Genomic DNA, 25,262 nt, shown 5'->3' on the forward strand with positions numbered 1-25,262 from the left:
TTTAATGTACTCCGTGCATCATTTTCTTCATCCATTTATTTATTACAATCAATATTAATCCAGCTGCGGTAGTTATTAAAGTAAAGATTAAGAAAAATATACTCATTGAGTATTTTTCTACAATTACATCAATATACCCTCCCACAAATTGCGCTAAATAGTTTCCAGCGGCGATGGCCAAATACCATATACCGAACATGGTTCCAATTTTTCTAGGTGGAACCAACTTAGAAACATATGAAAGACCAACTGGAGATAAACTCAATTCGCCCATAGTGTGTAATAAGTAGGCTAAAACTAACCATACAACACTAACCGATGCGGTTTTTGCTCCTTGCGGTATAGCAGATGAACCATAAGCTAAAGCGGCAAAACCTAAACCAAGTAATAAGAGCCCCATTCCAAATTTCACTCCTGCCGATGGGTTGTATTTACTTTCCCAAATTTTTGAGAAAATAGGCGCCAATGTAATAATGAATAATGAGTTTAAAATCAAGAACCATGAAGCTTCAATTTCAGCAGAATCTTTAGGCAATATGACACTTAATTTCCAAATAGCGAGTCCCCAAATACCAATAAAACTTGCTGCTAGCACAATATTAGATAGCGAAATTTTTTTAAACGTTTGTCCGAATAACTTTAATAATACCCATGTAATGATAGACAATGGCACAATGGTTATAAGTGTATCAATGATTTTAAAAGTAGATGCGGCGTTACCAATTAAATCACGTTGGGTATAATCACGAGCAAAAATTGTCATAGAACCACTTGCTTGTTCAAATGCCGCCCAAAAGAAAACAACAAAGAACGCTAAGATACCAACTACAATATAACGGTCGCGTTGTATGTGCGCAGGTACTTTATTTTCCTCAATATTAGTGGCACTTTTATCTATTTTTTTAGGTTCTTTTCCAACATCTCCAAAAATGCTTCTACCAAACCAAAATTGTAGCATACCTAAAAGCATAAAAATCCCTGCTAATCCGAATCCCCATGAATAGTTTAAATTACTTGCCAAGAATCCACATAACAGTACTCCTAAAAAACCACCAGAGTTTACACCCATATAAAATATAGTATAGGCGCCATCTTTTCTTTCTGGATACTTGTCATATAAACCACTAACAACAGAAGTAACATTTGGCTTAAATAAACCGTTACCAATTATTAATAGGCCAACACCAACATAAAACATAAATTCTGTTTCAAAAGCCAATGAGCCATGACCTAGGGTCATTGCCAACGCACCGAGCGCAACGGCAATCTGCGAGCCTGTAAATTTATCGGCAATCCAGCCACCGATTAAAGGAGTGATATATACAGAACTCGTATAAATACCTAAAAGACCCAATGCACGTTCATTAGACCATTCCCAGCCGCCTTCTACAAAAGGAGCTGTTAAGAACAGTACAAAAATGGCTCGCATACCGTAATAGGAAAAACGCTCCCACATTTCTGTAAAAAACAATACAAACAATGCGGGTTTGTGACCTAGAAGACTAAATTCATTAGTTTCAGTTGTTGTCATAATCAAAAAGTAGTTTAAAAAGAAAAGCCCTACCAAAAAGGTAAGGCTTTGTTATATGTTTTGTTTTTAGTGTACGCTGCCCATTAACTTTTTCATTAGTGGGCCAAATATTAATACAATCAATCCTGCACCTAATGCGTATTGAGCAATTAAGGTAAATCCGTCTGTGTACATGCCTAATGTTTCAAGTCCTCCAACATTTTCATCAGTACTTTCTACCGATAATTGTTTAGAGATAAATCCAACAATTTGGAATGCAAAAGCAGAAGATAAAAACCAAACACCCATCATAAATGATACAATACGTTTTGGCGATAAATCTGTAATTTTTGATAATCCTACAGGCGACATGAATAACTCACCAATCGATAGAATTAAATACATTACTACTAAATAACTCAACGGTACCAATCCGTTTTCATTAGCACTACCAGCACTTAAACCAAGCACATAGAAACTCAATCCAGCCAAAACTAGTCCTAAACCAAATTTATAAGGAGTTCGAGGATTTAATCCTTTTTTAGAAAGATAGCCCCACAATATTGACACTGGTATAGAAAGTAAAATAATAAATACTGGATTTAACGAGTTAGTTTGCGAAGCATTTAACCAGGTCAAGTCTACATTTCTATCAGCAAATAAGGTAATAATACTACCTGATAATTCATGGAATCCCCAGAATAAAGTCATAAAGAAAGTAATTAATACTGCCATAATTAACTTCTTTCGTTCATCTGGTTTTGAATTGATCAAGATAAATACCATATACCCCAAAACACTTAAGCCAATAAGAACGAAGAGTATATTCACTGGGTTTTTATCTCCTAAAAATGTTTCACCACCACCAATGGCTTTGTATGCTGAAAGTAAATAAGCAATTACGGGAGTTGCTAAAAATGCAACAATAGGAATAAACGTTTTTTGAGGAATACCCATTACTTTTCTTTCAAATATTTCTGGGTCTGGTGGTAAACCCTTGTCACCAAAAACATTCTTTTTAATTCCGCTCCAAAAGAATATTAAACCTGCTAACATTCCGATTCCTGCTAATCCAAAACCGTAATGCCAACCGTATGTTTCACCGAGCCATCCACATAATAATGGAGATACAAAGGCACCAATGTTAATACCCATATAAAAAATGGTAAATCCAGAGTCTTTTCTTCTATCGCCATCTTTATAAAGGGAGCCTACAAATGTTGATATATTTGGTTTAAAGAATCCATTTCCTACTACAATAAAGGCAAGCGCCATAAAAAAGGCAATATCATTTTCTATTGCTAAAACAAAATGACCAATAGCCATTAAAATTCCACCTAAAAAGATGGAGCTTCGCATACCTAATATTTTATCTGAAATCCTACCTCCGATAACTGTTGAAGCGTATACTAAAGAGCCATAAGAAGCATAAACAGCCGCCGCTGCAGCATCTTTTTCGGCAAGAGCTTTAAAAATTTCATTAACCATATAGAGCATTAACAATGCTCTCATTCCGTAGAAACTAAAACGTTCCCACAATTCTGCAAAGAACAAGTAAAATAGGCCTTTAGGATGACCGAACATTTCTTGTTCTTTGGTGTTTACAGATGTATCTGACATATTTGAATAAATTAAGGTTGAGTTAAAACAATCTTTTAAAGATTATTTTTGATAAAGTTAGTCATTTTTGTGTACAAATGTAATCTCGTGTTTCCACCATAAATTCCATGGTTTCTATCAGTGTACATTCCCATTTCAAATTGCTTGTTTGCTTGTACCAATGCCTCGGCCATTCTATAGCTGTTTTGAACATGTACATTATCATCACCTGATCCGTGAATTAGTAAGTATTTACCTTTTAATAATTCGGGATAATTTAATGGAGAATTGTCATCGTAGCCAGAAGGATTCTCTTCTGGAGTTCTCATGTAACGCTCAGTATAAATAGTGTCATAAAAACGCCATGTAGTAACAGGAGCCACTGCAATTGCTGCCGAGAAAATGTCGTTACCTTTTAATAGGCAGTTTGTGCTCATATGTCCACCATAAGACCATCCCCAAATACCAATTCTAGTTTCATCAATATAAGGTAGTTTAGCTATTTCTTTAGCAACAGCTATTTGATCTTCAGTCTCATGTTTTACAAGGTTTAGATACGTTACCTTTTTAAAGTCACGACCTTTAAAACCTGTTCCTCTTCCGTCTACACAAACAATAATGTAACCTTCTTGTGCTAACATTTGATGCCAATAATCGTTAGAGGCATTCCAACGATTTGCTACGTTTTGAGATCCTGGACCTGAATATTGATACATCAATACAGGATATTGCTTATTTACATCAAAATTTGAAGGTTTAATAGTATACATGTTTAACTCAACACCATTAACTGCTATTGTAGAAAATTCTTTTGGACTTATATTGTAATTAGCGACCTTCTCTTTAAGTGTCTTGTTGTCAATAATGGTTTTTAGTACTTTGCCCTTAGCATTTCTTAAAGTGTAAACATTTGGAGTATTAGCATCAGAATAAGTATTTATAAAGTAGTTTAAATTACTGCTAAATGATGCGTTATTTGTTCCAGATACTTCGCCTAAAATTGTTTTTTTAGTTCCTTTTAAAGAGATGCTATATACACCTCTGTTAATAGATCCGTTTTCAACTGATTGGTAATAAATAGTTTTCTTTTTCGCATTGTAACCATAGTATTTAGTTACTTCCCAGTTTCCTTTTGTAATCTGGTTAATTAAGTCACCATTACTTGAATAGTGATAAATGTGATTAAACCCATCCTTCTCACTTGTCAAGATAAAACTATTATCGTTTAAAAAAGTCAAATCGTCATTCACTTCTACATAGGCATCATCTTTTTCATTTAAAACAAGAGAAACCGCATTAGTAGCAGCTGATACAAAAAATAAATTCATATCATTTTGATGACGATTTAAGATACGAACAGCAAGTAAATCATCATTGTTGGTCCAATTGATTCTTGGAATGTATTCATAATCTCCTAAGTCAACCGATACACTCTTACGAGTATTTAAAGAGTACATGTGTAATGTTACTTTGGCATTGTCTTCTCCTGCTTTCGGATATTTAAACACTTCTTGAGTAGGATATTTGCCAGTGCCATAAACATCCATAGAAAATGTTTTCACTTCACTTTCATCAAATCTTAAAAACGCTAAATAATCACTGTTTGTACCCCATTCAAAGGCCTTTACAAAAGCAAACTCTTCTTCGTAAACCCAATCTGTAATTCCATTGATGATATGGTTTTTTTTACCGTCATCCGTTACCTGTGTATTGGTGTTGTTTTCAAAATCCTTTATAAATAAGTTGTTGTCTTTAGCATAAGCTACTTTCTTGCTATCTGGAGAAAAAGTAGGACGTTGAATGTCTTTACCAATTAATTCCAAAGATTTCGAGGCAATATCATACACGTAAAAAGTACCAAGAAATGATCTTCTAAAAATAGGTTTAAAGTTGGTGCCTAGAATTAATTTAGACTCATCGTTATTAAAAGAGTAAGACTGAAAACTTTCAATCGCATCCAAATCTTTACTATCAACAATAGTACTTACCTTTTCTAAAGTTTCATATGAATATTGGTCTACAGTGGTACTTCCTTCTCTGTTTAAAAGAGAGTAATAGTCACCATTCATAGAGTTTAATGAATTCATAGACTCGGCTCTAAACGTACCGTCTTTCCAAATGTCTTCTAATGTAATATTTGTTTTTTGTGCTTGTAATAGGGTAGTGAACCCTAAAAAAAGGATGATTATTTTGTTCATATAATTGTGGTGATTTGTAAAAAAATTCGTCAATTTTACGATAATTCCAGCAAATTTCGTGTTAAAAAAAGGGAAAAATAGTTGTGCTCAGATTTTGACAAGATTGAAGTATCTTTGTAGAGCAAAAACAAATAAGCATGACTAAAACTGTTAGTGGATTTTCGAAATTCACCAAACAAGAAAAAATAGATTGGCTGATTAAAACTTTTTTCAACGGTAGTGAAGAAGTTTACAAAACCTTAAGTCAGTATTGGAATGAGAATAAAGTATTACAAGATCTTCACGATGACTTTATTGAAAATACAATATCCAATTTTTATTTACCATATGGAGTAGCTCCAAATTTTGTAATAGAGGGCAAGGAGTATGTAATTCCTATGGTAGTTGAAGAAAGTAGTGTGGTGGCAGCAGCTTCATTGGTGGCAAAATTTTGGAGTACACGTGGAGGTTTCAAAGCCAACGTAATTTCTACTACCAAAATTGGTCAAGTGCATTTTATGTATGAAGGAGATACATATGAATTGCAATCTTATTTTGACTCAAAGATTGATGAGTTTTATACTGTTACAGAAGGCATAACCAAAAATATGCGCAAACGTGGTGGCGGAATTTTGGAAATTGAATTGCGTGATAAAACGGAAGAATTAGCGAATTACTATCAGATTCATGTCACTTTTGAAACGAAAGATTCAATGGGTGCCAATTTTATCAACTCTTGTTTAGAGGCCATTGCTTCTGCATTTGAAAAGGATGATATTCAAATTGTAATGAGCATACTTTCTAATTATGTGCCAGAATGTTTGGTACATGCTGAGGTATCTTGTCCTGTAGAAGAATTGTATCACGAGAATCCTGAGCTATATGCACAAAAGTTTAAACAAGCTGTTGATATAGCCAATGTTGAGCCACATAGAGCTGTAACTCATAATAAAGGAATTATGAATGGTATAGATGCTGTAGTGTTGGCAACAGCCAATGATTTTAGAGCAATTGAATCGGGCGCACATGCTTATGCTTCCAAATCTGGACGATATAAGAGTTTAACCAATTGCGAAGTAAAAGATGGTATTTTTAGATTTTGGATTGAGATTCCCCTTGCCTTAGGAACAGTTGGAGGATTGACAGCTTTACATCCTTTGGCCAAATTGTCTTTAGATATGTTAGGAAATCCTAGCGCTGAAGAATTGATGAAAATTGTGGCAGTGGCAGGATTAGCACAAAACTTTGCTGCTTTAAGAGCATTAACAACTACGGGTATTCAACACGGTCATATGAAAATGCACCTTTCAAATATTATTAAACAGTTAGATGCAACAGAAGATGAGAAGAATTATTTGTTGAATTATTTTGCAAATAAACAAGTATCTCATAGTGCTGTTGTTGAAGCTTATGAGCGAATGAAAACTGGTGGTTGAGCGTAGTCGAAACCACTGTTGATAGTAAGAGATATTTAAAATGAATTGTGACTTCGACTTTGCTCAGTCACCCGAGTATATATGAACAAAGAGTTTTATTCCAACGGAAAATTATTAATTACGGCAGAATACTTGGTGTTAGATGGGGCCAATGCCTTGGCACTACCTACTAAGTTTGGTCAAACCTTAGTGGTAGAATCTATAGTACAAGAGATGGTAGTGTGGGAGAGTTTCGATGTTTCTAATAATTGTTGGTTTCAAGCAGAGTTTCGATTAAATGATTTACGGATAGTTTCAGAAACGTTTGATGCAACTTCTGAGGATCCAAAAGAATCTATAGCCTTGACACTCAGCGATATTTTGTTAAAGGCACGAGATATGAATCCATCATTTTTGCAAAAAGGTTGTCATGTTAAAACTCGTTTGAACTTTCCTAGAAATTGGGGATTAGGTACTTCTTCTACCTTGATTAACAATATTGCTTCTTGGGCGGGTATTGATGCCTTTAAATTACTTTGGAACTCTTTTGGAGGTAGTGGGTATGATATTGCTTGTGCTCAGAACAATACCCCAATTATATTTAGTAATTTCAATAAAGTTCCAAAAGTAAACCAGGTAACATTTAATCCTAGCTTTAAAGAGCATTTGTATTTTGTTCATTTAAATATTAAGCAAGATAGTAAGAAGGGTATTGCACGTTATCGTCAAAAAGAATTTGATATTGATAAAGCTTTAAGACAAGTAAATCAGTTAACAAAAGAATTTGAATCTGCTAAAACTATTGAAGATTTTGAGCAACTTGTTAACGAGCATGAAGCATTGATTAGTAGCATTATTGGAAATAAACCAGTAAAAGAGGTTTTATTTGCTGATTACCCTGGAGCCATTAAAAGTTTAGGCGCTTGGGGTGGAGATTTTGTGTTGGTAACTGGTGATAAGAATACACCTGCTTATTTTAAGTCTAAAGGATTTGAGACGGTATTACCATTTGATGAGATGATTTTATAGTATTGAATTCTGGTGGTTGAGCGTAGTCGAAACCACATTAAATTATGAAAAAAGGTTTTGTATACATATTAAAGTGTTCTGATTGTTCTTTTTATACAGGAAGTACGATTGATATGGAGCAAAGATTAAATCAACATCAAATGGGAAGAGGTTCTAATCATACTCGAAATCGGTTACCAGTTACATTGGTGTATTTAGAAGTGTGTACAACTATAGGTGCAGCTTTCGAGAGAGAAAAGCAGATTCAAGGATGGAGGCGAGAAAAGAAATTAGCTCTGATAAATAAGAATTATGAGCTATTGCCAAAATTAGCAGAGTGTAAAAATAGTACCCATTTTAAAGAGTGGCTTCGACTACGCTCAGCCACCATTAACTCCAAAGAAAATAATACATGAGTAAGCTAATAATTATTGGAGGTGGTGCGGCAGGTTTTTTTGCAGCAATAACTGCTGCAGAGGCTAATCCTAAATTAGAAGTAGTAATTCTAGAAAAGGGAAAAAATGTACTTCAAAAGGTAAAGATTTCAGGAGGCGGAAGATGCAATGTTACGCACGCTTGTTTTACTCCGAAAGAGTTGGTAGAATTTTATCCTCGCGGTAAAAGGGAGTTATTGGGTCCGTTTCATCAGTTCATGACAGGAGATACTATGGAGTGGTTTGAAAGCAGAGGTGTGGCATTGAAAATTGAAAACGATAATAGAATTTTTCCTGTATCAAATTCTTCCCAATCCATCATAGATTGTTTAACTAATAGTGCCGCAAAGGCTGGGGTTGAGGTTAAGTTGCAACAGAATGTGTTGTCAATTGATCCTTTAGGTAGTCAATTTAAAATTAGTACTAAGCAGGATGAATTTATTGCTGACAAGTTACTTATAGCTGCAGGAAGTAATCCTAAAGTATGGGAGTTGTGTAAGAAACTTGGGCATTCTATTGTTACTCCGGTTCCTTCTCTATTTACGTTTAATATCAATGACCCAAGATTACATGAATTAATGGGTGTTTCTGTATCCAACGCAACTGTTAAAATAGCCAAGACTAAGTTAAGCTCAAGCGGACCATTGCTAATAACACATTGGGGTATGAGCGGACCTGCAGTTTTAAAATTATCAGCTTTTGGAGCGAGAATTCTAGCTGAAAAGAATTATCAATACAATGTAATCGTTAATTGGTTGTCTAAAGATTTAGACGAAGTGCTAGAAACCTTAAAACAGTTAAAAGCTACACAACCAAGAAAAGAAGTTATAGGTAAGTCACCATTTCAGGATATGTCTAGGCGCTTATGGGATCGATTGGCACTTACATCTGGAGTTCAGGAAGGTTCTAAATGGGCAGATGTTTCAAATAAAGTACTTCAAAAATTCGCAATACAACTTACAGAGGGCGTTTATAATGCGAACGGTAAAAGCACCTTTAAAGATGAGTTTGTAACAGCTGGAGGTGTTGCTTTGAAAGAATTGAATTTTAAACGATTTGAAAGCAAAATTCACCCAAATCTCTTCTTTGCGGGTGAGGTTCTAAACATAGATGCTGTGACAGGAGGTTTTAACTTTCAAAATGCATGGACCGGAGGATTTATTGTAGGCAATGCTGTGGTTGTAAAATAGAAGTTTTGTTATCTGTTGGATATCATTTTTAGGCTTTTTGATAAAATAAATTATGCCAACACCCCTCTATGAGGCTTCAATGCATCCCTAAAAGTTTTCATATCAGTTTCGTCAACTGTAATAAAAGCAATGGCGTGCATGTCTGAAATTTCTACAGAGTTTACCTGGTAAAAGTGCAATTTTTCAATTTGTGCAAATTCTTTTAAATGGATGGCATGATGTTCTGCAGTTTTTAATCCAGCAGGACCCCTAAAATCCCAAATCAATTTTATTTTTCGACTCATAATTAAATATTGTGCGGCAAAAGTAATTAATCTTATTTTTGCAAAAACATCTTTATCGTGACAGAAACTGACTTTATGTATGCTGCAGTCTCGAAGCAGCCAATTACATCTGGAAAAGTTACTTGGCAAAGTCCTAGTAATATTGCATTAGTTAAGTATTGGGGTAAAAGAGACCCGCAAATTCCTGAAAATACTTCTATTAGTTTTACGCTAAATAATTGTCATACAATAACCACGTTGAGTTTTAATCCTGTTTCTGAAAAGCAAGAGGAGATTCAATTTGAAGTTATTTTTGAAGGGCAGAAGAAAGCATCTTTTAAACCAAAAATCGCTACGTTTTTTAAACGAATTGAAAATTATTGCCCGTATTTGTCAGACTATAGTTTTACTGTCGAGTCAGAAAATTCTTTTCCGCATAGTAGTGGTATTGCCTCATCTGCAAGTGGAATGGGAGCACTAGCGTTGTGTATAATGAGTATAGAACGTACTTTGAGCGAAGTTGAAATGACAGATGATTACTTTTATAAAAAAGCATCATTTTTAGCGCGATTAGGTTCAGGTAGTGCTTGTAGAAGTGTAAAAGGAAACGTTGTTGTATGGGGAGGTCATGAGCAGATAAATGAAAGTTCAGATTTATTTGGAGTTCCTTTTGATGGCGAATTGCATTTGAATTTTACGAATTACCAAGACACTATTTTGTTAGTGGATAAAGGAGAGAAACAAGTAAGTAGTACAGTAGGGCATAATTTAATGCATGGACACCCATATGCGCAGCAACGATTTGCACAAGCTAATAATCATATAGTAAAGATGAAGGATATTTTGATTAACGGCGATCTTGATGCGTTTATAAACTTGGTGGAGAGCGAAGCATTAACCCTACACGCCATGATGCTTACTAGTAATCCGTATTTTATGTTAATGAAGCCGAATACGCTATCAATTATTAATAAAATTTGGGAATTTAGAAAACTGAATGACTCAAAAATTTGCTTTACTTTAGATGCGGGAGCGAATGTACATGTCTTATATCCAGAAGTTGAGAAACAACAGGTTATGAGTTTTATAGAAACTGAATTAGCACCTTTGTGTCAAAATAATCAGTATATTTGCGATAGTTTAGGTGATGGTGCACGTCAATTAAATTAACAGAATGAAACTACCTCAAAATAATTATGCTTTAAGAGGTTTAATTATTTTAAAATATACATCATGAAAGGACCCCTGTTTTACGCGAAGATTTTGCTGTTTGGTGAGTATGGAATTATTAAAGACTCTAAAGGTTTGGCAATACCATATAATTCATTCCAAGGAGCCCTGAAAATTTCGGAGAATCCAACAGAAGAGGCTAAAGCTTCCAACAAAAGTTTGGTGGCATTTTACAAGTATTTATCAAATCTGAATTCAGATTTAGTAACCTTTCGTTTAGATGAGTTAAAGTCTGATGTAAATAATGGTATGTATTTTGACTCAAGCATACCGCAAGGTTATGGAGTAGGTAGTTCTGGTGCCTTGGTTGCTTCAATATACGATAAGTATGCTGACAATAAGATTACTGTTTTAGAAAACTTAACTAGAGAAAAATTGTTAAAACTTAAACAGATTTTCTCTTTAATGGAGTCTAATTTTCACGGTAAAAGTTCTGGTTTAGATCCTTTAAATTCATATTTGAGTATTCCTATTCTTATTAATTCAAAAGATAATTTAGAGCCTACCGGCATTCCTTCACAGAAACAAGAAGGTAAAGGTGCTGTGTTTTTATTAGATTCTGAAATGATTGGAGAAACTGCTCCAATGGTCAACATTTTTATGAATAAAATGAAAAATGAAGGTTTTAGAAAAATGTTGAACGAAGACTTTGCAAAATATACAGATGCTTGTATTGATGATTTTTTACATGGTAATGTAAAATCTCTTTTTAGCAATGTAAAGCAATTATCGAAAGTAGTACTATCTAACTTTAAGCCTATGATTCCTCAGGCTTTTCATCAACTATGGCAGCAAGGTATTGAGAGTAATTCATATTACCTAAAGCTATGCGGCTCTGGTGGTGGAGGCTATATTTTAGGCTTTACAGAAGACTATGAGCGTGCTAAGGAGTTGCTTAAAGACTACAAACTCGAATTGGTTTATAAATTCTAATAGAGTCCTAATTTCTTAAGATTTTATGTCTAACCAACCAACAACCATGAAACAGCTGGCTTTAAAAGTATTTAGTTTGTTTTCTGTGGTTAGAGGTTACAATGTGCTAACATTGGTTATAGCGCAATATTTAGCCGCGGTTTTTATATTTTCCCCTGAACATTCTTTGGGAGCGGTATTATTAGATTCACAATTATTTTTGGTAGTTCTTGCAACGGTATGTGTTGTATCTGCAGGGTATATAATTAATAATTTTTACGATAAAGAAACAGACCAAATAAACAGGCCAGTTAAAGCGAAAATTGATAGTTATGTCAGTCAGAATACCAAGTTATCAATATACTTTACACTTAACTTTATAGGTGCTTGCTTAGGTTTATTAGTTTCTTGGAAAGCTGCAGCATTCTTTTCGGTGTATATTTTTCTTATTTGGTTCTATTCACACAAGTTAAAGAAATACCCGGTTATTGGAGTAGTAATGGCAGCTATGCTAACAATATTGCCCTTTTTTGTAGTATTTGTATACTTTAAGAACTTTTCAGTAATCATATTTGTTCATGCCTTTTTCTTATATGCCTTATTGCTGATAAGAGAGTTGATAAAAAATCTTGAAAACATGGATGGTGATTTGTTAGCTAATTATAAAACGGTGCCTATCAGTTATGGTGTAAAGTTTACCAAAAAACTTATTTCATTTTTGAGTATCGCTATGTTTTTACCTTTATTTATTTTATGGCAATACCCAGAAATTGGTTGGATGAAAGTTTACTTTTTTGCTACCATCCTCGGAATTCCTCTATTCGTCTTTTTGCTATGGAAATCAGATACAAAGAATAGATATAGACTCCTTCACAATCTTATTAAACTATTGATTTTTACTGGAATTTTTGCCTTAATGCTTATTGATACTTCATTGCTTATTGAGAGGGTTTTATAGCTAATTAATTTGAACTGAAAAACTTATAAGTTTTATAGTGTTCAAAATCCTTTTATCTCGTATCTTTGCACAAAATTTGAAATTATGGCCAGAGAGAAATCGTCGAGAGGACGACAAGCTAAAAAAAACATTCCTCAATCATCTTCTAAAAAGAAGAATACAAAAAACTTTAGAGCACATCCAGAACGCGTTAAGAACTTTAAAAAGGCTTCTTCAGATAAACCTAAAAAGGGGACTAATGATGGGATTCGACTGAATAAATTTATTGCCAATGCAGGAGTTTGTTCTAGAAGAGAAGCTGATGTATTTATAGCCGCAGGTAATGCCTCTGTAAATGGTAAGATTGTAACAGAAATGGGATACAAGGTGCAGCCAACAGATACAGTGCATTTTGATGGACAGTTATTAACGCAAGAAACCAAGCGTTATGTGTTATTGAATAAGCCTAAAAATTACATTACTACCATGGAGGATGACCGTGGTAGAAGAACTGTTATGGATTTAATTGCAAGTGCCTCTAAAGAACGCATTTACCCAGTGGGTAGATTGGATAGAAATACTACGGGTTTATTGTTATTTACCAATGACGGTGAAATGGCAAAAAAACTAACACATCCCAAACACAACGTTCGTAAGTTGTATCATGCAACTTTAGATAAGAAATTAGCCTTAAAAGACTTACAAGCTATTGGAGAGAATTTTATGTTAGAAGGTAAAATGGTTTATGTAGATGCTATTTCTTATATAGAAGGACAGCCTAAAACAGAAGTTGGTATTGAAATACATTCAGGTAGAAACCGAATTGTAAGAAAGATTTTTGATCATTTTGGGTATACTGTAACCAAATTAGACCGAGTTATTTTTTCAGGTCTAACCAAAAAGAATTTACCAAGAGGTCATTATAGACATCTAACACAGCAAGAAGTGATTAATTTGCAGATGCTTTAAATTGCTCAAACTTAATTAAAAAAGGTAGCCACATGGCTACCTTTTTTTGTTTAACTAAAAAATAATGCAAAATAAAATGCTGAATGAGAATGGTTTATTGATTTTAATTTAGAAATGCTAATTATGAAATGTGTTTAATTTTTAGTATATTGATTATCTAAATATTTGTTTAATAATTAGTAAAAAATATCTATGAAAAAGAAACAGTTAATTTTAAGACTATTTGCATTAATTTTTGGATGTTCTTTAGTGGCACAAGAAACAATAAATCGAGAGATTTTACCAGTAGTGCCACCAGCTCCAAAGAAATATACAGAGCTTGATGCAAGAAACACGACACCTCCGGCTCCATTTGAGGTTAAAATGCCTAAGGATGCACCAAATGTAATAATCGTTTTGATTGATGATTTAGGGTTGGGTGCTACCTCTGCATTTGGAGGGCCAATTAACACTCCTACAATGGACCGACTTTCTGATGGAGGTATTAGATTTAATAATTTTAACACAACTTCATTGTGTTCTCCAACAAGGATGGCAATCAAAACGGGTAGAAATCACCATACCTGTAACACTGGTTCAATTATGGAAACATCTACAGCCTATCCTGGTAACACAGGTTCCTTGCCAAGCAGTGTAGCTCCGTTGGCTGAAACATTGAGGCTGAATGGTTACAACACTGCTGCTTTTGGTAAATGGCATGAAACTGCGGCTTGGGAAACAAGTGTTTCTGGTCCTTTTGATCGTTGGCCAACAAGACAAGGTTTTGATAAGTTCTATGGTTTTATTGGCGGAGAAACAGACCAATGGGCACCTTTAATTTTTGATGGTATAAAAAAGGTGAATCCACCTAAAATGGAGAATTATCACTTTACAACTGACATGACAAATCAGGCGATTAATTGGGTAAAGGCTCAACAATCTATGACACCTGATAAACCATTCTTCATGTATTTCTCAACAGGGGCGGTACATGCTCCTCACCACGTTTCTAAGGAGTGGTCAGATAAATATAAAGGTAAATACGATAAAGGTTGGGATAAGGTAAGAGAAGAGTCAACCAAAAATATGAAAGCTATGGGAGTAATTCCAGAGAACACCAATCTTGGCCCAAAACCAGAGGACATTAAAGATTGGAAACAGCTTTCTAAAAATGAAAAGAAATTATTTGCTAGACAAGCAGAAGTATTTTCTGGATTTGTTGAGATGACTGATTATGAAATTGGAAGATTAGTTGATGCGATTGATGAAATAGGAGAACTTGATAATACAATGATCATATTTATTGCTGGGGACAATGGCACAAGTGCCGAGGGAGGAATGGTAGGTATGTATAATGAAATGACTTATTTTAATTTTGTTGAAGAAAAAGTTGATGATTTAATACTTTTATTAGATGATTGGGGAATGCCAAATACATTCCCTCATATGGCAGCAGGTTGGGCCGTAGCTTTTGATGCTCCATTTACTTGGACCAAACAAATTGCTTCAGATTTTGGAGGTACAAGAACTGGTATGATAGTGCATTATCCAGATAAAGTGAAAGACAAGAATAGTATTAGAGGTCAATTTACACATGTCATAGATGTGGTGCCAACTATTTTGGAAATGGCAGGTTTGCCAGAACCTAAAGTGGTAAATGGTGTGCCGCAAACACCAATTGAGGGAACTAGTTTTGCTTATACTTTCGACAATCGAAATGCTGCTGAAAGACATACTACTCAGTATTTTGAGTTATTTGGTAATAGGGCATTGTATCACGATGGTTGGTTTGCTAGAACGTTGCATAGAGCGCCCTGGGAGATGAGTGGCTTCGGCCCATTAGAAGATGATGTGTGGGATTTATATTATGTAAAAGATGACTTTAGTTTAACCAATAACATTGCTGGTCAACATCCAGAAAGACTCAAAGAAATGCAAGAGTTATTCATGGCGGAAGCATATAAATACAATGTACTACCAATTGATGATAGGGTGGTAGAGCGTACAAATCCTGCGATTGCTGGTAGACCAGATATCATGGGAGGAAGAACGAGTTTGAAATTGTATGAAGGTATGGAAGGAATGTTGGAGAATAGCTTTATAAATATTAAGAATAGATCCTTTAGTGTGACGGCTGATATTGAGGTTATGAATGATAGCGATAATGGCGTAATTCTCTCTCAAGGAGGCAGATTTGGAGGATGGTCATTATATTTAAGAAAAGGCGTTCCAGAATTTACTTATAACTTTTTGGGATTAGAACGTTATGTTATTTCTACAGGTAAAAAATTAAAACCCGGAAAAGCGACATTAACCTTTAATTTTGAATATGATGGAGGGGGAAATGGTAAAGGAGGTGATGCTACTTTAAAAGTTTCTGATGGAACAAGTGGTCAAGGTAGAATTGAACGCACACAACCAAATATATTCTCTGCAGATGAAACTGCAGATGTTGGTTTAGATAACCAAACTCCTGTAGCTGAAGGTATAGGGTATGGGCCTTATGAAACAAAATTTACGGGCAAAATTGACAAGGTTTTGGTTGAGTTAAAATAACAAAATTAAAAATTGTGAGAATTAAATTATAAAAGGGCAATTAAAAGTGATTGCCTTTTTTTAATTTAGGAAGGAAAATTTAAAAAATTGAAATGCAAAAATTCCAATTGTTAATTTCCAAATTACATATCTGTTTACTCTTTTTGATGTTTTTCTGTGTTACACTAAATGCTCAAAATTTAAAAGAAGTAGATACGCTTACAAACAATGTTATATCTAAAGTTTATATAGAAGAAATAGATAATAAAAATAGCGATTCAATTAAAAGAGAATCATCTTTTAATGCATACCCATATGTCTTTTATACTCCAGAAAGTGAATTTGCAGTAGGTGCTGGAGGAATTTATGTTTTTTATACTGATGAAGGAAAAAAAATAAAACCATCAAAAATAGGATTTGGAGGCTATTATTCAACGAATAAGCAATACAAGATTAGTATGAATAGTTCGTTCTATTTTAATGATAATAAATTGGTAATTCAACTCCCAGTTAGTTACGGGTATTTTGTAAATAAATATTGGGGAATTGGCGATGAAACTGAAGATTATGAGAACGCCCCTTATACCATGACTACCTTTGCAGGAACGATTAAATTACAAATCCCTCCTTTGTTGTTTTCTTCTGATAGATCAGGTTTAATAATAGATGTAGATCATACAACCATTGAAGATAAATTGAATAACGAATTACTTTTAGATGAGGATTTAATAGGAAATGATGGAGGAACTGCTGTGGGATTTGGGGGTGATTTGGTTTGGGATTCTAGAGACCATTTGTTTTATCCGAACAAAGGTGGGTACCAATATTTTTCTGTAATTTTTTATACCGGTTTAGGAGATTTTACATATTCGAAATTTAAATTGGATGTGCGACATTATTTCAAATTGGGACAAAAAAGAGATCGTGTATTAGCAGCAAATGTATATGTTGAATCTACAGTTGGAGATACTCCTTTTTACGCCTTACCATCTATGGGAGGAAAACAGATGAGAGGTTTTTTCTATGGTAGATATAGAGATAATTTTTATTTAATGAGTCAGGTAGAGTACAGACAATATTTTTCGAAAAGATGGGGGTTTGTTGTATTTGGAGCCTTAGGTAATGTGTCTGAAGATATAGTAAAATATGATTTTCAAACGTTAAAATATAGTGTAGGATCAGGCATTCGTTTTCTATTTAATAAGAAGGAAAAAATAAATCTAAGAGCAGATATTGGTGTTGGAAAGGGTGGTAATGCAGGTATATATTTTGGAATTGAAGAGGTGTTTTAGTTATCTATGTTATTATCAGTAATTTCAGGCTAAATTATATATTACGAATTTTTCCTTATGGTGATCGGGTATCTCAATACGCAGACTTAAGTAAAAAAGATAGCAGTTAGAGAATCACGTTACTAAATGTAACTTTTTGTAGTTGTTTACATATATTTAGAGTTTTAGGATTTCCAAAATTTATTATAGTATCATTATTACGAAGATTATTCTTAATTCATAACGCTATTCCAAATACCTAAAGAGCAAGGGTTTATTACTGTAGTACTAAAACCTATCTAATCACCATGAACTTAAAGTACTACCTAATCCTAATTTAAAAAAAATTGTAAAAGGTCTGCACTTATTCTAATAAGGAATTGACTTTGTAATAGGGTCAAATGGAACTTTTTTTATTTTAAGATCTGATTAAAATAAAAGGATTGATCGCCTTATATGATAGAGTTATACATCCTTCTTAAATCCTAAAGAATGAGAAAAAATAGCCCTAGGATTCTAAGGCTATCTTCATTTTTTCTTCAATTTTATCGAGGCATAAATTACCAATACTACCTTCGTGCGTATGGTGTACTTTTTTCTCAGGATTAAAGTTGCCTTCACCAATGTTTTTGCCTACTATTTTATAAGCATCTCTAAAAGGTGTGCCATTTTGTACAAACTTGTTTACTTCTTCAACACTAAAAAGGTATAAGTACTTTTGATCACTTAAAATGTCTTCATTAACTTGAATTTGTTCCATTGAAAAAGTGATCATTTCTAAACATGATTTCAATGTTTGAATTGCAGGAACAATCCCTTCTTTTAATAACTGTAAATCTCTGTGATAGCCACTTGGTAAATTATTTGATATGAGTGTTAGTTCATATGGTAATGCTTGTAGCTTATTACATTTGCCACGAATCAATTCAAAAACATCAGGGTTCTTTTTATGTGGCATAATGCTCGAGCCCGTTGTTAACTCATCTGGAAAAGAAACGAAATTAAAATTTTGACTCATATACAAGCAAATGTCCATACTCATTTTAGATAAAGTTGCACCTAAACTACTCATGGCAAATGCAACGGATTTTTCTAATTTTCCGCGACCCATTTGTGCAGCAATAGAGTTGTATTTCAAGGTTTCAAATCCCAGTAATTCTGTTGTCATTGTTCGGTCAATCGGGAAAGAGCTTCCGTATCCTGCCGCAGAGCCTAATGGATTTTGATTTGTTACCTTTTCTGCAGCATTTAGAAAATAGATGTCATCTATCAAACTTTCGGCATAGGCTGAAAACCACATGCCAAAAGAAGATGGCATCGCCACTTGTAGATGTGTGTATCCTGGTAATAAAACCTTTTTATACTTTTTTGAAAGCGAAATTAATAGATTGAAAAATGATGTAGTCAGGTTTTTAATCTCTGCCAATTCATCTCTTAAATACAAATGCATGTCTACTAAAACTTGATCGTTTCTTGATCGGGCAGAGTGTATTTTCTTACCAGTATCGCCTAACTTCTCTGTAAGTAGATGTTCTACTTTAGAATGTACATCTTCAAAACTATCTTCTATAGTAAAGGTACCTGCCTCAATCGTAGTCATAATATTGTCGAGTTCGTCTTGTAAAGCTTGATTTTCATCTGAAGTCAACAGACCTATTTTGGCCAACATGGCCGCGTGGGCTTTATTTCCAATAACATCGTATTTGGCAATAATGGTATCTAATTCACGATCGTTACCTACCGTAAAAATGTCTATTTTTTTATCTGTACTAAAGCCTTTATCCCAAAGTTTCATGTTATATTATTTTGCTTAATAATTCAATGTAAATTTTAATTCCTTCTTCAATTTCATACACATATATAAATTCATTTGCGCTGTGTGATCTAGTCGAATCACCAGGTCCTAATTTTAGTGATTGACAACTCAGCGCTGCTTGATCTGAAAGGGTAGGAGAACCATAAGTTTCTCGCCCCATTGCACTACCTGCTTGTACAATTGGATGATGCTTGTCTATCGCTGAAGAATTCAAGCGTAAAGATCGGGGTTTTAATTCGCAAGGAGCTAATTCATTTAAAATATCATATACCTCTTGATTAGAATATTTGTCGTTTACCCTTACATCAATTACCAAATGCGTCTCTGCAGGAACTACATTGTGTTGTTTGCCAGCATTAATTTGTGTAACTGTTACCTTCACCTCACCTAAGACCTCAGAAACTTTTTCAAATTTAAAATCTCTAAACCATTCTAAGGTTTTGATGGTATTATAAATAGAGTTGTCATCATTAGGATGTGCTGCATGACTTGGTGTTCCTTTAACCACTGCGTCAAAAACAACCAACCCTTTTTCGGCAATTGCCAAATTCATTAAAGTAGGTTCTCCAACAATGGCAAATTCAATTTCAGGTAACAATTTTAAGGTACTATTCAAACCATTAGCTCCTGAACTTTCTTCTTCGGCAGAAGCGACAATTATAATGTTGTAATTTAAATTATCTTGATTGTAATAGTAAGTAAAGGTAGCAATTAGCGATACCAAACAACCACCGGCATCATTGCTTCCTAGACCATATAATTTACCATCTTCAATATGAGCGTCAAATGGATCTTTCGTATACGCAGCATTAGGCTTTACAGTATCATGGTGAGAGTTCAATAATAATGTTGGCTTATTCTTGTCGAAATTCTTATTGTAAGCAATTATATTATTGCCGCTTCTTTCAAACGGAATACTATAGTTGTTAAACCAATTCTCAATGAGTATCGCAGTTTCCTCTTCTTCTGTTGAAAAAGACTGTGTTTGAATTAGGTTTTTAAGAAGCTCTATGGCTTCCAAGGTTAATTGTTCTATCATAATACCAAGGTTGTATGAGATTGATTTGGCTTGTTTAAAATAGATGAACTTGCAATTTTAACCTCAGATACTCCTTTTTCAAGGGCATTAAAACAATTAAGCATTTTAGGGAGCATGCCATCTGCTATTATTCCATCTTCTTTTAACTGATTATAAGATTTTGAGTTGATATTTTCTATAACTGAATGATCATTTTCAATACTCTTTAATACACCATTTTTTTCAAAAGTATATATCAAAGAAACATCGTATAGTTGCGACATAGCAATGGCAACTTCTGATGCAATGGTATCCGCATTTGTGTTTAATAATTGTCCCTTCTTATCATGTGAAATGGCACAGAATACGGGAGTCATTTCATTCTGTAAAAACACATTTATTGCTTTGTGATTTACGCTATCTATATCTCCTGCAAAGCCGTAGTCGATATCTTTTACAATACGTTTATGAGCTTGAATGCTGTTTACATCTGTACCAGAAAGTCCAAGAGCATTACACTTATTTTGTTGCAATTGAGCTACAATATTTTTGTTGAGTAATCCAGCATACACCATCGTAACAATCTCTAAATTAGCTTCGTCGGTAATACGTCTTCCATTGATCATTTTTGGCTCTAAACCAATAGACTTAGCTAGCTCTGTGGCACGTTTTCCTCCACCATGAACTAAAATTTTATATCCATCTAATTGTGCAAAATCAATTAAAAAGGAAGATAACGTTTCAGTATCATTAATGATATTACCTCCAATTTTAACGATTTGTAGTTTTGGTTTAGCCATCTTTTCTAATCTGGTAAATTAAATAAAGTCCAAATGCCATTAAAAATGTATTCGATATAATTCCGTAAAATGAATTCTGATTTAAATTGCTAAAATCTAAATTATACACATTTATAATCAATAGAATAAATGATACTATGACTATTGTATAAGGTATGACTTTTTTATTCATTTATTATGATTTAAAGTTTCTAGTATTTTCTTCAGCACTACCTGCGCTGAGTATGTTCTATTATTTGCTTGTTCAATTACCAAAGAATTTTCAGAATCAATCACATCATCAGCCACTACCACATTTCTTCTAACAGGTAAACAGTGCATGAATTTTGCATTATTTGTTACGGCCATTTTTTCATTCGTTATTGTCCAACTAGCATCACTTGATTTTACCTGACCATAGTCTTGATACGAACTCCAATTTTTGACGTACACATAATCTGCATTTTCAAAGGCCTTCTCTTGGTTGTATTCTACGGTTGCTCCTTTTACAATTTCAGGATTCAAATCGTAGCCTTTCGGGTGTGTTATTACAAAATCTGCATCTTGTAAATGCATCATATCAATAAACGAATTTGCTACGGCATGTGGTAATGCTTTTGGATGTGGCGCCCATGAAAGAACTACCTTTGCTTTATGAGAAACAGAATGCTCTTCTATGGTTATGGCATCTGCTAAAGCTTGTAATGGATGTCCGGTAGAACTTTCTAAATTTACAACTGGAATACCTGCTAATTCCTTAAAACTATTGATGACGATTTCAGCTTCATCTTTTTCTTTATCTGTTAAAGAAGCAAACGCCCTGATAGCTACAATATCGCAATACTGTGCTACAACTTTTGCCGCTTCTTTAATATGTTCAGATTTATTCTTATCCATAATAGCTCCATCTTCATACTCCAATTGCCATCCTTCACTACCAAAATTCATAACAATAGTATTCAAGCCAAGGTTTTGAGCAGCCTTCTGAGTACTCAATCGTGTTCTTAAGCTATTATTAAAAAATAATAAGCAGATAGTTTTACCTTTTCCTAATTGCTCATTTTGTAGCGGATTCTCTTTAATAGTAATGGCCTCTTGAACTATGTTTTGCAAGCTTTCTAGTTGATTGATATGTGTGTAATGCTTCATTTTAATAGGTTGTAATTGTTGTAAATTGTACGCTCTTTGAAAACGCCTCTTTTATAAATTGCTCTTGTAAACCATTAACTATCCATGTAGTAATTCCAGCCTTTTGAGCAATTTCGGCAGCCTCCAATTTTGTGGTCATTCCACCGGTGCCATGTTTTGAAACAGACTGAGTAATTTGATCTGAAAGCGAATTTAAATCAGAAATTGATTCAATGGTCTCTTTCGTTTCATTATCCAAAGAAGCCTTGGTATAGATGCCATTGGTGTTGGTAGCAATTATTAATAGGTCTGCCCCAATTAATTCTGCTGTTAATGCAGCTAATTTATCGTTATCGCCAAATTTAATTTCATCGGTAGCTACTGTATCATTTTCGTTGATAATCGGGATGTAATTGTTTTCAACCAAAACATTAATGGTATTTACGATATTGGTCTTTGCTTGTTCTTTTTCGAAATCGGCATATGAGAGTAAACACTGTGAGGTTAGTAAGCCAAGTTCTCTAAAGTTTTCTTGATAAATGCGCATTAAATGTGGTTGACCGATCGAAGCCAATGCTTGTTTTACGGTAACTTCTTTTCCCTCTAATTCTACAAATTGTTTAGCAGCTGCAATTGCGCCCGAACTCACAATAATAAATTCGTAGTTTTCTTTTAAAGAGGCTATTTGACGCGCAATATCTTCAATCTTACCTCGTGAGATATGATTGGTGCCTTTGGTTAAAACATTTGAACCAATTTTTAATACGATTCTTAGTTTATCTGATTTGCCCATTTCCTTTAATATACCATTTGTTGGTTACTAAATCATGCAGTCCCATTGGACCTCTATGATGTAATTTATCGGTACTAATTGCTAATTCACCGCCTAAACCAAATTGTCCACCATCGGTAAATCTAGAAGAAGCATTTTGATATACAGCAGCTGTGTCAACAGCAGCCATAAATTGATCTGCTTCTGTATCGTTTTTAGAAACAATAACAGCAGAGTGACCACCACTGTATTTATTTATTTTTTCTATTGCTTCATGCGTTGCATCAACTTGACCAATCACAATTTTATAGTCTAAGAATTCCTCGTACCAAATATCTTCAGATGCAATGGGGTCTACATGTTCAAATTGAGAGGTTGCTTGATCTCCTGAAATTTCAACGTTACTTTCTTTTAGCGTGTTTACAAGATTTTTGATAAACGAATCTTTGTTTTTAAGCTGACTATTTATTAGAACTTTATCAACAGCATTGCAAGCAGAAATCTTTGCAGTTTTACCATTGTTTATTAAGTTTAAAGCGATATCTAAATCAGCCTCTTCTGCCACATATACAAAGTTATTACCTCTACCGCTTACAATAACAGGGCAAGATGCATTTTGCTTAACAAAAGCAATCAATTTTTCTCCACCTCGAGGTACGATTAAATCAATTGGCTGAGAAGGATTTTTTAAAAACTTTTGTGTTCTGGCTCTGTCGTAGTTTAAATAGACAACCCAATCTTTACTGATATTATTTTCTTCTAAAGCTTGATGCCATAAATCTACTATTGCAAGATTTGAATTTAATGATTCTTTACCTCCTTTTAAAAGTATTTTATTACCAGACTTAAACGCAATTCCAGCAGCCTCAACCGTTACGTCAGGTCTCGATTCGTAAATAATCATTACAGTGCCAAAAGGAGCGGTTTTATTTACGATCTTCATACCGTTGTCATGAGTGAATTCATAGCGCTTTTGGTTGATAGGATCTTTATCAGATATCAATTGATGAAGAGATGATACCATGCCTTCAACTTTCTGATTATTTACAATTAATCGATCATACATGGCCTTGTCGTCTCCACTATAGGTATCAATATCTTTTTGATTTGCTTCGAGAATTGTTTGCTTGTTAAGTGCAATTAATTCAGCCATTTTTTTTAGAACAGTGTCTTTTTGAGATGAGTTTAATGGAATCATAGTAACGATTTTAGTGCATTTATAAATGTGTCTATGTTTGCCTTTGTAACCGAAAGTGGAGGTAAAATTCTCAACAAATTTTTATTCATAGCTCCACCTGTGAATATTTGATGCTCATAGATTAATTTCTTTCTAAGCTCATTTACTTCAAAATCAAATTCAACTCCGGCCATAAGTCCTTTTCCTTTCAGTTTTTTTACTTGAGGAATTTTTGAAACCTGTTCCTTAAAATAGTCTGAAATCTTAATTGCATTCTCCATTAATTTTTCACTTTTGATCACATCAAGTACTGCAATTCCAGCAGCACAAGCCAAATGATTCCCCCCAAAAGTGGTTCCTAATAAACCAAAGCTTGCTTCAAATTTTTGAGAGATTAATACTCCGCCAATTGGGAATCCATTTCCCATACCTTTTGCAGTTGTTATAATATCTGGTTGAATAGCGTGATGTTGGAAGGCGAAAAACTTTCCGGTTCTACCATATCCAGATTGAATTTCATCCAAAATCAGAACAACACCATTTGAATTACATAGTTTTTCTAATTCTTTGAAGAATTTTGTTGTGCCTTGGTCTAAACCGCCAACCCCTTGTATGCCTTCAATAATAACAGCCGCTATATCGCCTTTTGCCATTTCTATTTTTACGGCGTCGATATCATTTAATGGTACAAAAACAACTTCTTGTTGCAAGTTTATCGGCGCATTTATTTTTTGATTATCTGTTGTGGCGACTGCTGCACTAGTTCTTCCATGAAAGGCGTTTTCAAAAGATAGTATCTTAGACTTTCCGGTATGAAATGAAGCCATTTTAAGTGCATTTTCATTAGCCTCTGCACCAGAATTACACAAAAACAATTCGTAGTTATTACACCCAGAAACTTCACCAAGTTTATTGGCAAGTTCTTTTTGCAATGGATTTTGAATTGCATTAGAGTAAAAGCCAATATTGCTGAGTTGCTCAGTTACTCTGGCGACATAAGTAGGGTGTGAGTGTCCAATAGATATAACACCATGCCCACCGTATAAGTCTAAATACTCTTGATTATTTTCATCCCAAACGGTGCAATCTTTTGCCTTTACCGGAGTGACCTCGTATAATGGATATACATTAAAAATTTCCATT

Annotated in this window: 22 protein-coding genes; 10 read left to right on the top strand and 12 right to left on the bottom strand. The window is 34.1% G+C overall.

Annotated elements, in window-relative coordinates:
* Position 1: 1 nt before the first annotated feature.
* The 3 genes from ACYQ5R_RS07615 to ACYQ5R_RS07625 all read right to left on the bottom strand — a co-directional run bounded on the left by ACYQ5R_RS07615 (position 2) and on the right by ACYQ5R_RS07625 (position 5,307).
* Positions 2-1,531: a peptide MFS transporter gene (locus tag ACYQ5R_RS07615; RefSeq protein ID WP_460190322.1), complete on the bottom strand. Its 1,530-nt coding sequence runs from the start codon at positions 1,529-1,531 to the stop codon at positions 2-4.
* A 66-nt stretch (positions 1,532-1,597) separates the two neighbouring features.
* The gene (locus ACYQ5R_RS07620) at positions 1,598-3,130 is read right to left on the bottom strand and encodes a peptide MFS transporter (RefSeq protein ID WP_460190323.1); all 1,533 of its coding nucleotides are present in this window, start codon (positions 3,128-3,130) and stop codon (positions 1,598-1,600) included.
* A 35-nt stretch (positions 3,131-3,165) separates the two neighbouring features.
* The gene (locus ACYQ5R_RS07625; protein WP_460190324.1) at positions 3,166-5,307 is read right to left on the bottom strand and encodes a S9 family peptidase; all 2,142 of its coding nucleotides are present in this window, start codon (positions 5,305-5,307) and stop codon (positions 3,166-3,168) included.
* Positions 5,308-5,444: 137 nt separating this feature from the next.
* On the opposite strand from ACYQ5R_RS07625, the gene ACYQ5R_RS07630 reads away from it, so the two are divergent.
* From ACYQ5R_RS07630 to ACYQ5R_RS07645, 4 genes are all read left to right on the top strand, one after another.
* Complete coding sequence (locus ACYQ5R_RS07630; RefSeq protein WP_460190325.1) at positions 5,445-6,722, top strand: hydroxymethylglutaryl-CoA reductase, degradative; 1,278 nt, start codon at positions 5,445-5,447, stop codon at positions 6,720-6,722.
* Positions 6,723-6,803: 81 nt separating this feature from the next.
* The gene (locus tag ACYQ5R_RS07635; protein WP_460190326.1) at positions 6,804-7,730 is read left to right on the top strand and encodes a GYDIA family GHMP kinase; all 927 of its coding nucleotides are present in this window, start codon (positions 6,804-6,806) and stop codon (positions 7,728-7,730) included.
* A 44-nt stretch (positions 7,731-7,774) separates the two neighbouring features.
* The gene (locus ACYQ5R_RS07640) at positions 7,775-8,125 is read left to right on the top strand and encodes a GIY-YIG nuclease family protein (protein WP_460190327.1); all 351 of its coding nucleotides are present in this window, start codon (positions 7,775-7,777) and stop codon (positions 8,123-8,125) included.
* Positions 8,122-9,333 (top strand): BaiN/RdsA family NAD(P)/FAD-dependent oxidoreductase, encoded by a 1,212-nt coding sequence (locus ACYQ5R_RS07645; RefSeq protein ID WP_460190328.1) that lies wholly within the window; start codon positions 8,122-8,124, stop codon positions 9,331-9,333. Before ACYQ5R_RS07640 ends, ACYQ5R_RS07645 begins: the two co-directional genes overlap by 4 nt.
* A gap of 50 nt (positions 9,334-9,383) precedes the next feature.
* Here ACYQ5R_RS07645 and ACYQ5R_RS07650 read toward each other — a convergent pair whose 3' ends face one another.
* The gene (locus tag ACYQ5R_RS07650; RefSeq protein ID WP_460190329.1) at positions 9,384-9,617 is read right to left on the bottom strand and encodes a hypothetical protein; all 234 of its coding nucleotides are present in this window, start codon (positions 9,615-9,617) and stop codon (positions 9,384-9,386) included.
* A gap of 75 nt (positions 9,618-9,692) precedes the next feature.
* Here ACYQ5R_RS07650 and ACYQ5R_RS07655 point away from each other — a divergent pair, with 75 nt between their 5' ends.
* The 6 genes from ACYQ5R_RS07655 (at position 9,693) to ACYQ5R_RS07680 (ending at position 17,450) form a co-directional block, all read left to right on the top strand.
* A complete protein-coding gene (locus ACYQ5R_RS07655) occupies positions 9,693-10,766 on the top strand; it encodes a diphosphomevalonate decarboxylase (protein ID WP_460190506.1) in 1,074 nt (357 codons plus the stop codon).
* Positions 10,767-10,829: 63 nt separating this feature from the next.
* On the top strand, positions 10,830-11,759 hold the full coding sequence (locus tag ACYQ5R_RS07660; protein ID WP_460190330.1) for a mevalonate kinase family protein: 930 nt from the start codon (positions 10,830-10,832) through the stop codon (positions 11,757-11,759).
* Positions 11,760-11,805: 46 nt separating this feature from the next.
* On the top strand, positions 11,806-12,696 hold the full coding sequence (locus ACYQ5R_RS07665) for a geranylgeranylglycerol-phosphate geranylgeranyltransferase (protein ID WP_460190331.1): 891 nt from the start codon (positions 11,806-11,808) through the stop codon (positions 12,694-12,696).
* Between the two features lie 81 nt (positions 12,697-12,777).
* Positions 12,778-13,644 carry a pseudouridine synthase gene (locus ACYQ5R_RS07670; protein ID WP_460190507.1) on the top strand — a complete coding sequence of 289 codons (867 nt, stop codon included), beginning with the start codon at positions 12,778-12,780 and terminating at the stop codon, positions 13,642-13,644.
* Between the two features lie 192 nt (positions 13,645-13,836).
* Positions 13,837-16,179 (top strand): arylsulfatase, encoded by a 2,343-nt coding sequence (locus ACYQ5R_RS07675; RefSeq protein ID WP_460190332.1) that lies wholly within the window; start codon positions 13,837-13,839, stop codon positions 16,177-16,179.
* Between the two features lie 92 nt (positions 16,180-16,271).
* A complete protein-coding gene (locus tag ACYQ5R_RS07680) occupies positions 16,272-17,450 on the top strand; it encodes a hypothetical protein (RefSeq protein ID WP_460190333.1) in 1,179 nt (392 codons plus the stop codon).
* Between the two features lie 487 nt (positions 17,451-17,937).
* Here the strand turns inward: ACYQ5R_RS07680 and argH are convergent, their stop codons facing one another.
* The 8 genes from argH to ACYQ5R_RS07720 are packed head-to-tail and all read right to left on the bottom strand — an operon-like array spanning position 17,938 to position 25,261.
* Positions 17,938-19,224, bottom strand: coding sequence for an argininosuccinate lyase (gene argH / locus ACYQ5R_RS07685; protein ID WP_460190334.1), 1,287 nt, complete (start codon positions 19,222-19,224; stop codon positions 17,938-17,940).
* Between the two features lies 1 nt (position 19,225).
* Positions 19,226-20,284 (bottom strand): M20 family metallo-hydrolase, encoded by a 1,059-nt coding sequence (locus ACYQ5R_RS07690; protein WP_460190335.1) that lies wholly within the window; start codon positions 20,282-20,284, stop codon positions 19,226-19,228.
* Entirely contained in the window at positions 20,281-21,063 is a 783-nt protein-coding gene (argB, locus tag ACYQ5R_RS07695; RefSeq protein WP_460190336.1) for an acetylglutamate kinase, read from the bottom strand. The genes ACYQ5R_RS07690 and argB overlap by 4 nt, the downstream gene beginning before the upstream one ends.
* Entirely contained in the window at positions 21,056-21,235 is a 180-nt protein-coding gene (locus ACYQ5R_RS07700) for a hypothetical protein (protein ID WP_460190337.1), read from the bottom strand. Before ACYQ5R_RS07700 ends, argB begins: the two co-directional genes overlap by 8 nt.
* On the bottom strand, positions 21,232-22,191 hold the full coding sequence (locus tag ACYQ5R_RS07705; RefSeq protein ID WP_460190338.1) for an N-acetylornithine carbamoyltransferase: 960 nt from the start codon (positions 22,189-22,191) through the stop codon (positions 21,232-21,234). The genes ACYQ5R_RS07700 and ACYQ5R_RS07705 overlap by 4 nt, the downstream gene beginning before the upstream one ends.
* Before the next feature lies 1 nt (position 22,192).
* Positions 22,193-22,963 (bottom strand): glutamate 5-kinase, encoded by a 771-nt coding sequence (gene proB, locus ACYQ5R_RS07710; protein WP_460190339.1) that lies wholly within the window; start codon positions 22,961-22,963, stop codon positions 22,193-22,195.
* Positions 22,947-24,140, bottom strand: a complete 1,194-nt coding sequence (locus tag ACYQ5R_RS07715; protein ID WP_460190340.1) for a glutamate-5-semialdehyde dehydrogenase — start codon at positions 24,138-24,140, stop codon at positions 22,947-22,949. The genes proB and ACYQ5R_RS07715 overlap by 17 nt, the downstream gene beginning before the upstream one ends.
* Complete coding sequence (locus tag ACYQ5R_RS07720) at positions 24,137-25,261, bottom strand: aspartate aminotransferase family protein (protein ID WP_460190341.1); 1,125 nt, start codon at positions 25,259-25,261, stop codon at positions 24,137-24,139. The genes ACYQ5R_RS07715 and ACYQ5R_RS07720 overlap by 4 nt, the downstream gene beginning before the upstream one ends.
* Position 25,262 lies beyond the last annotated feature (1 nt).

Source organism: Urechidicola sp. KH5 (genome assembly GCF_054661455.1).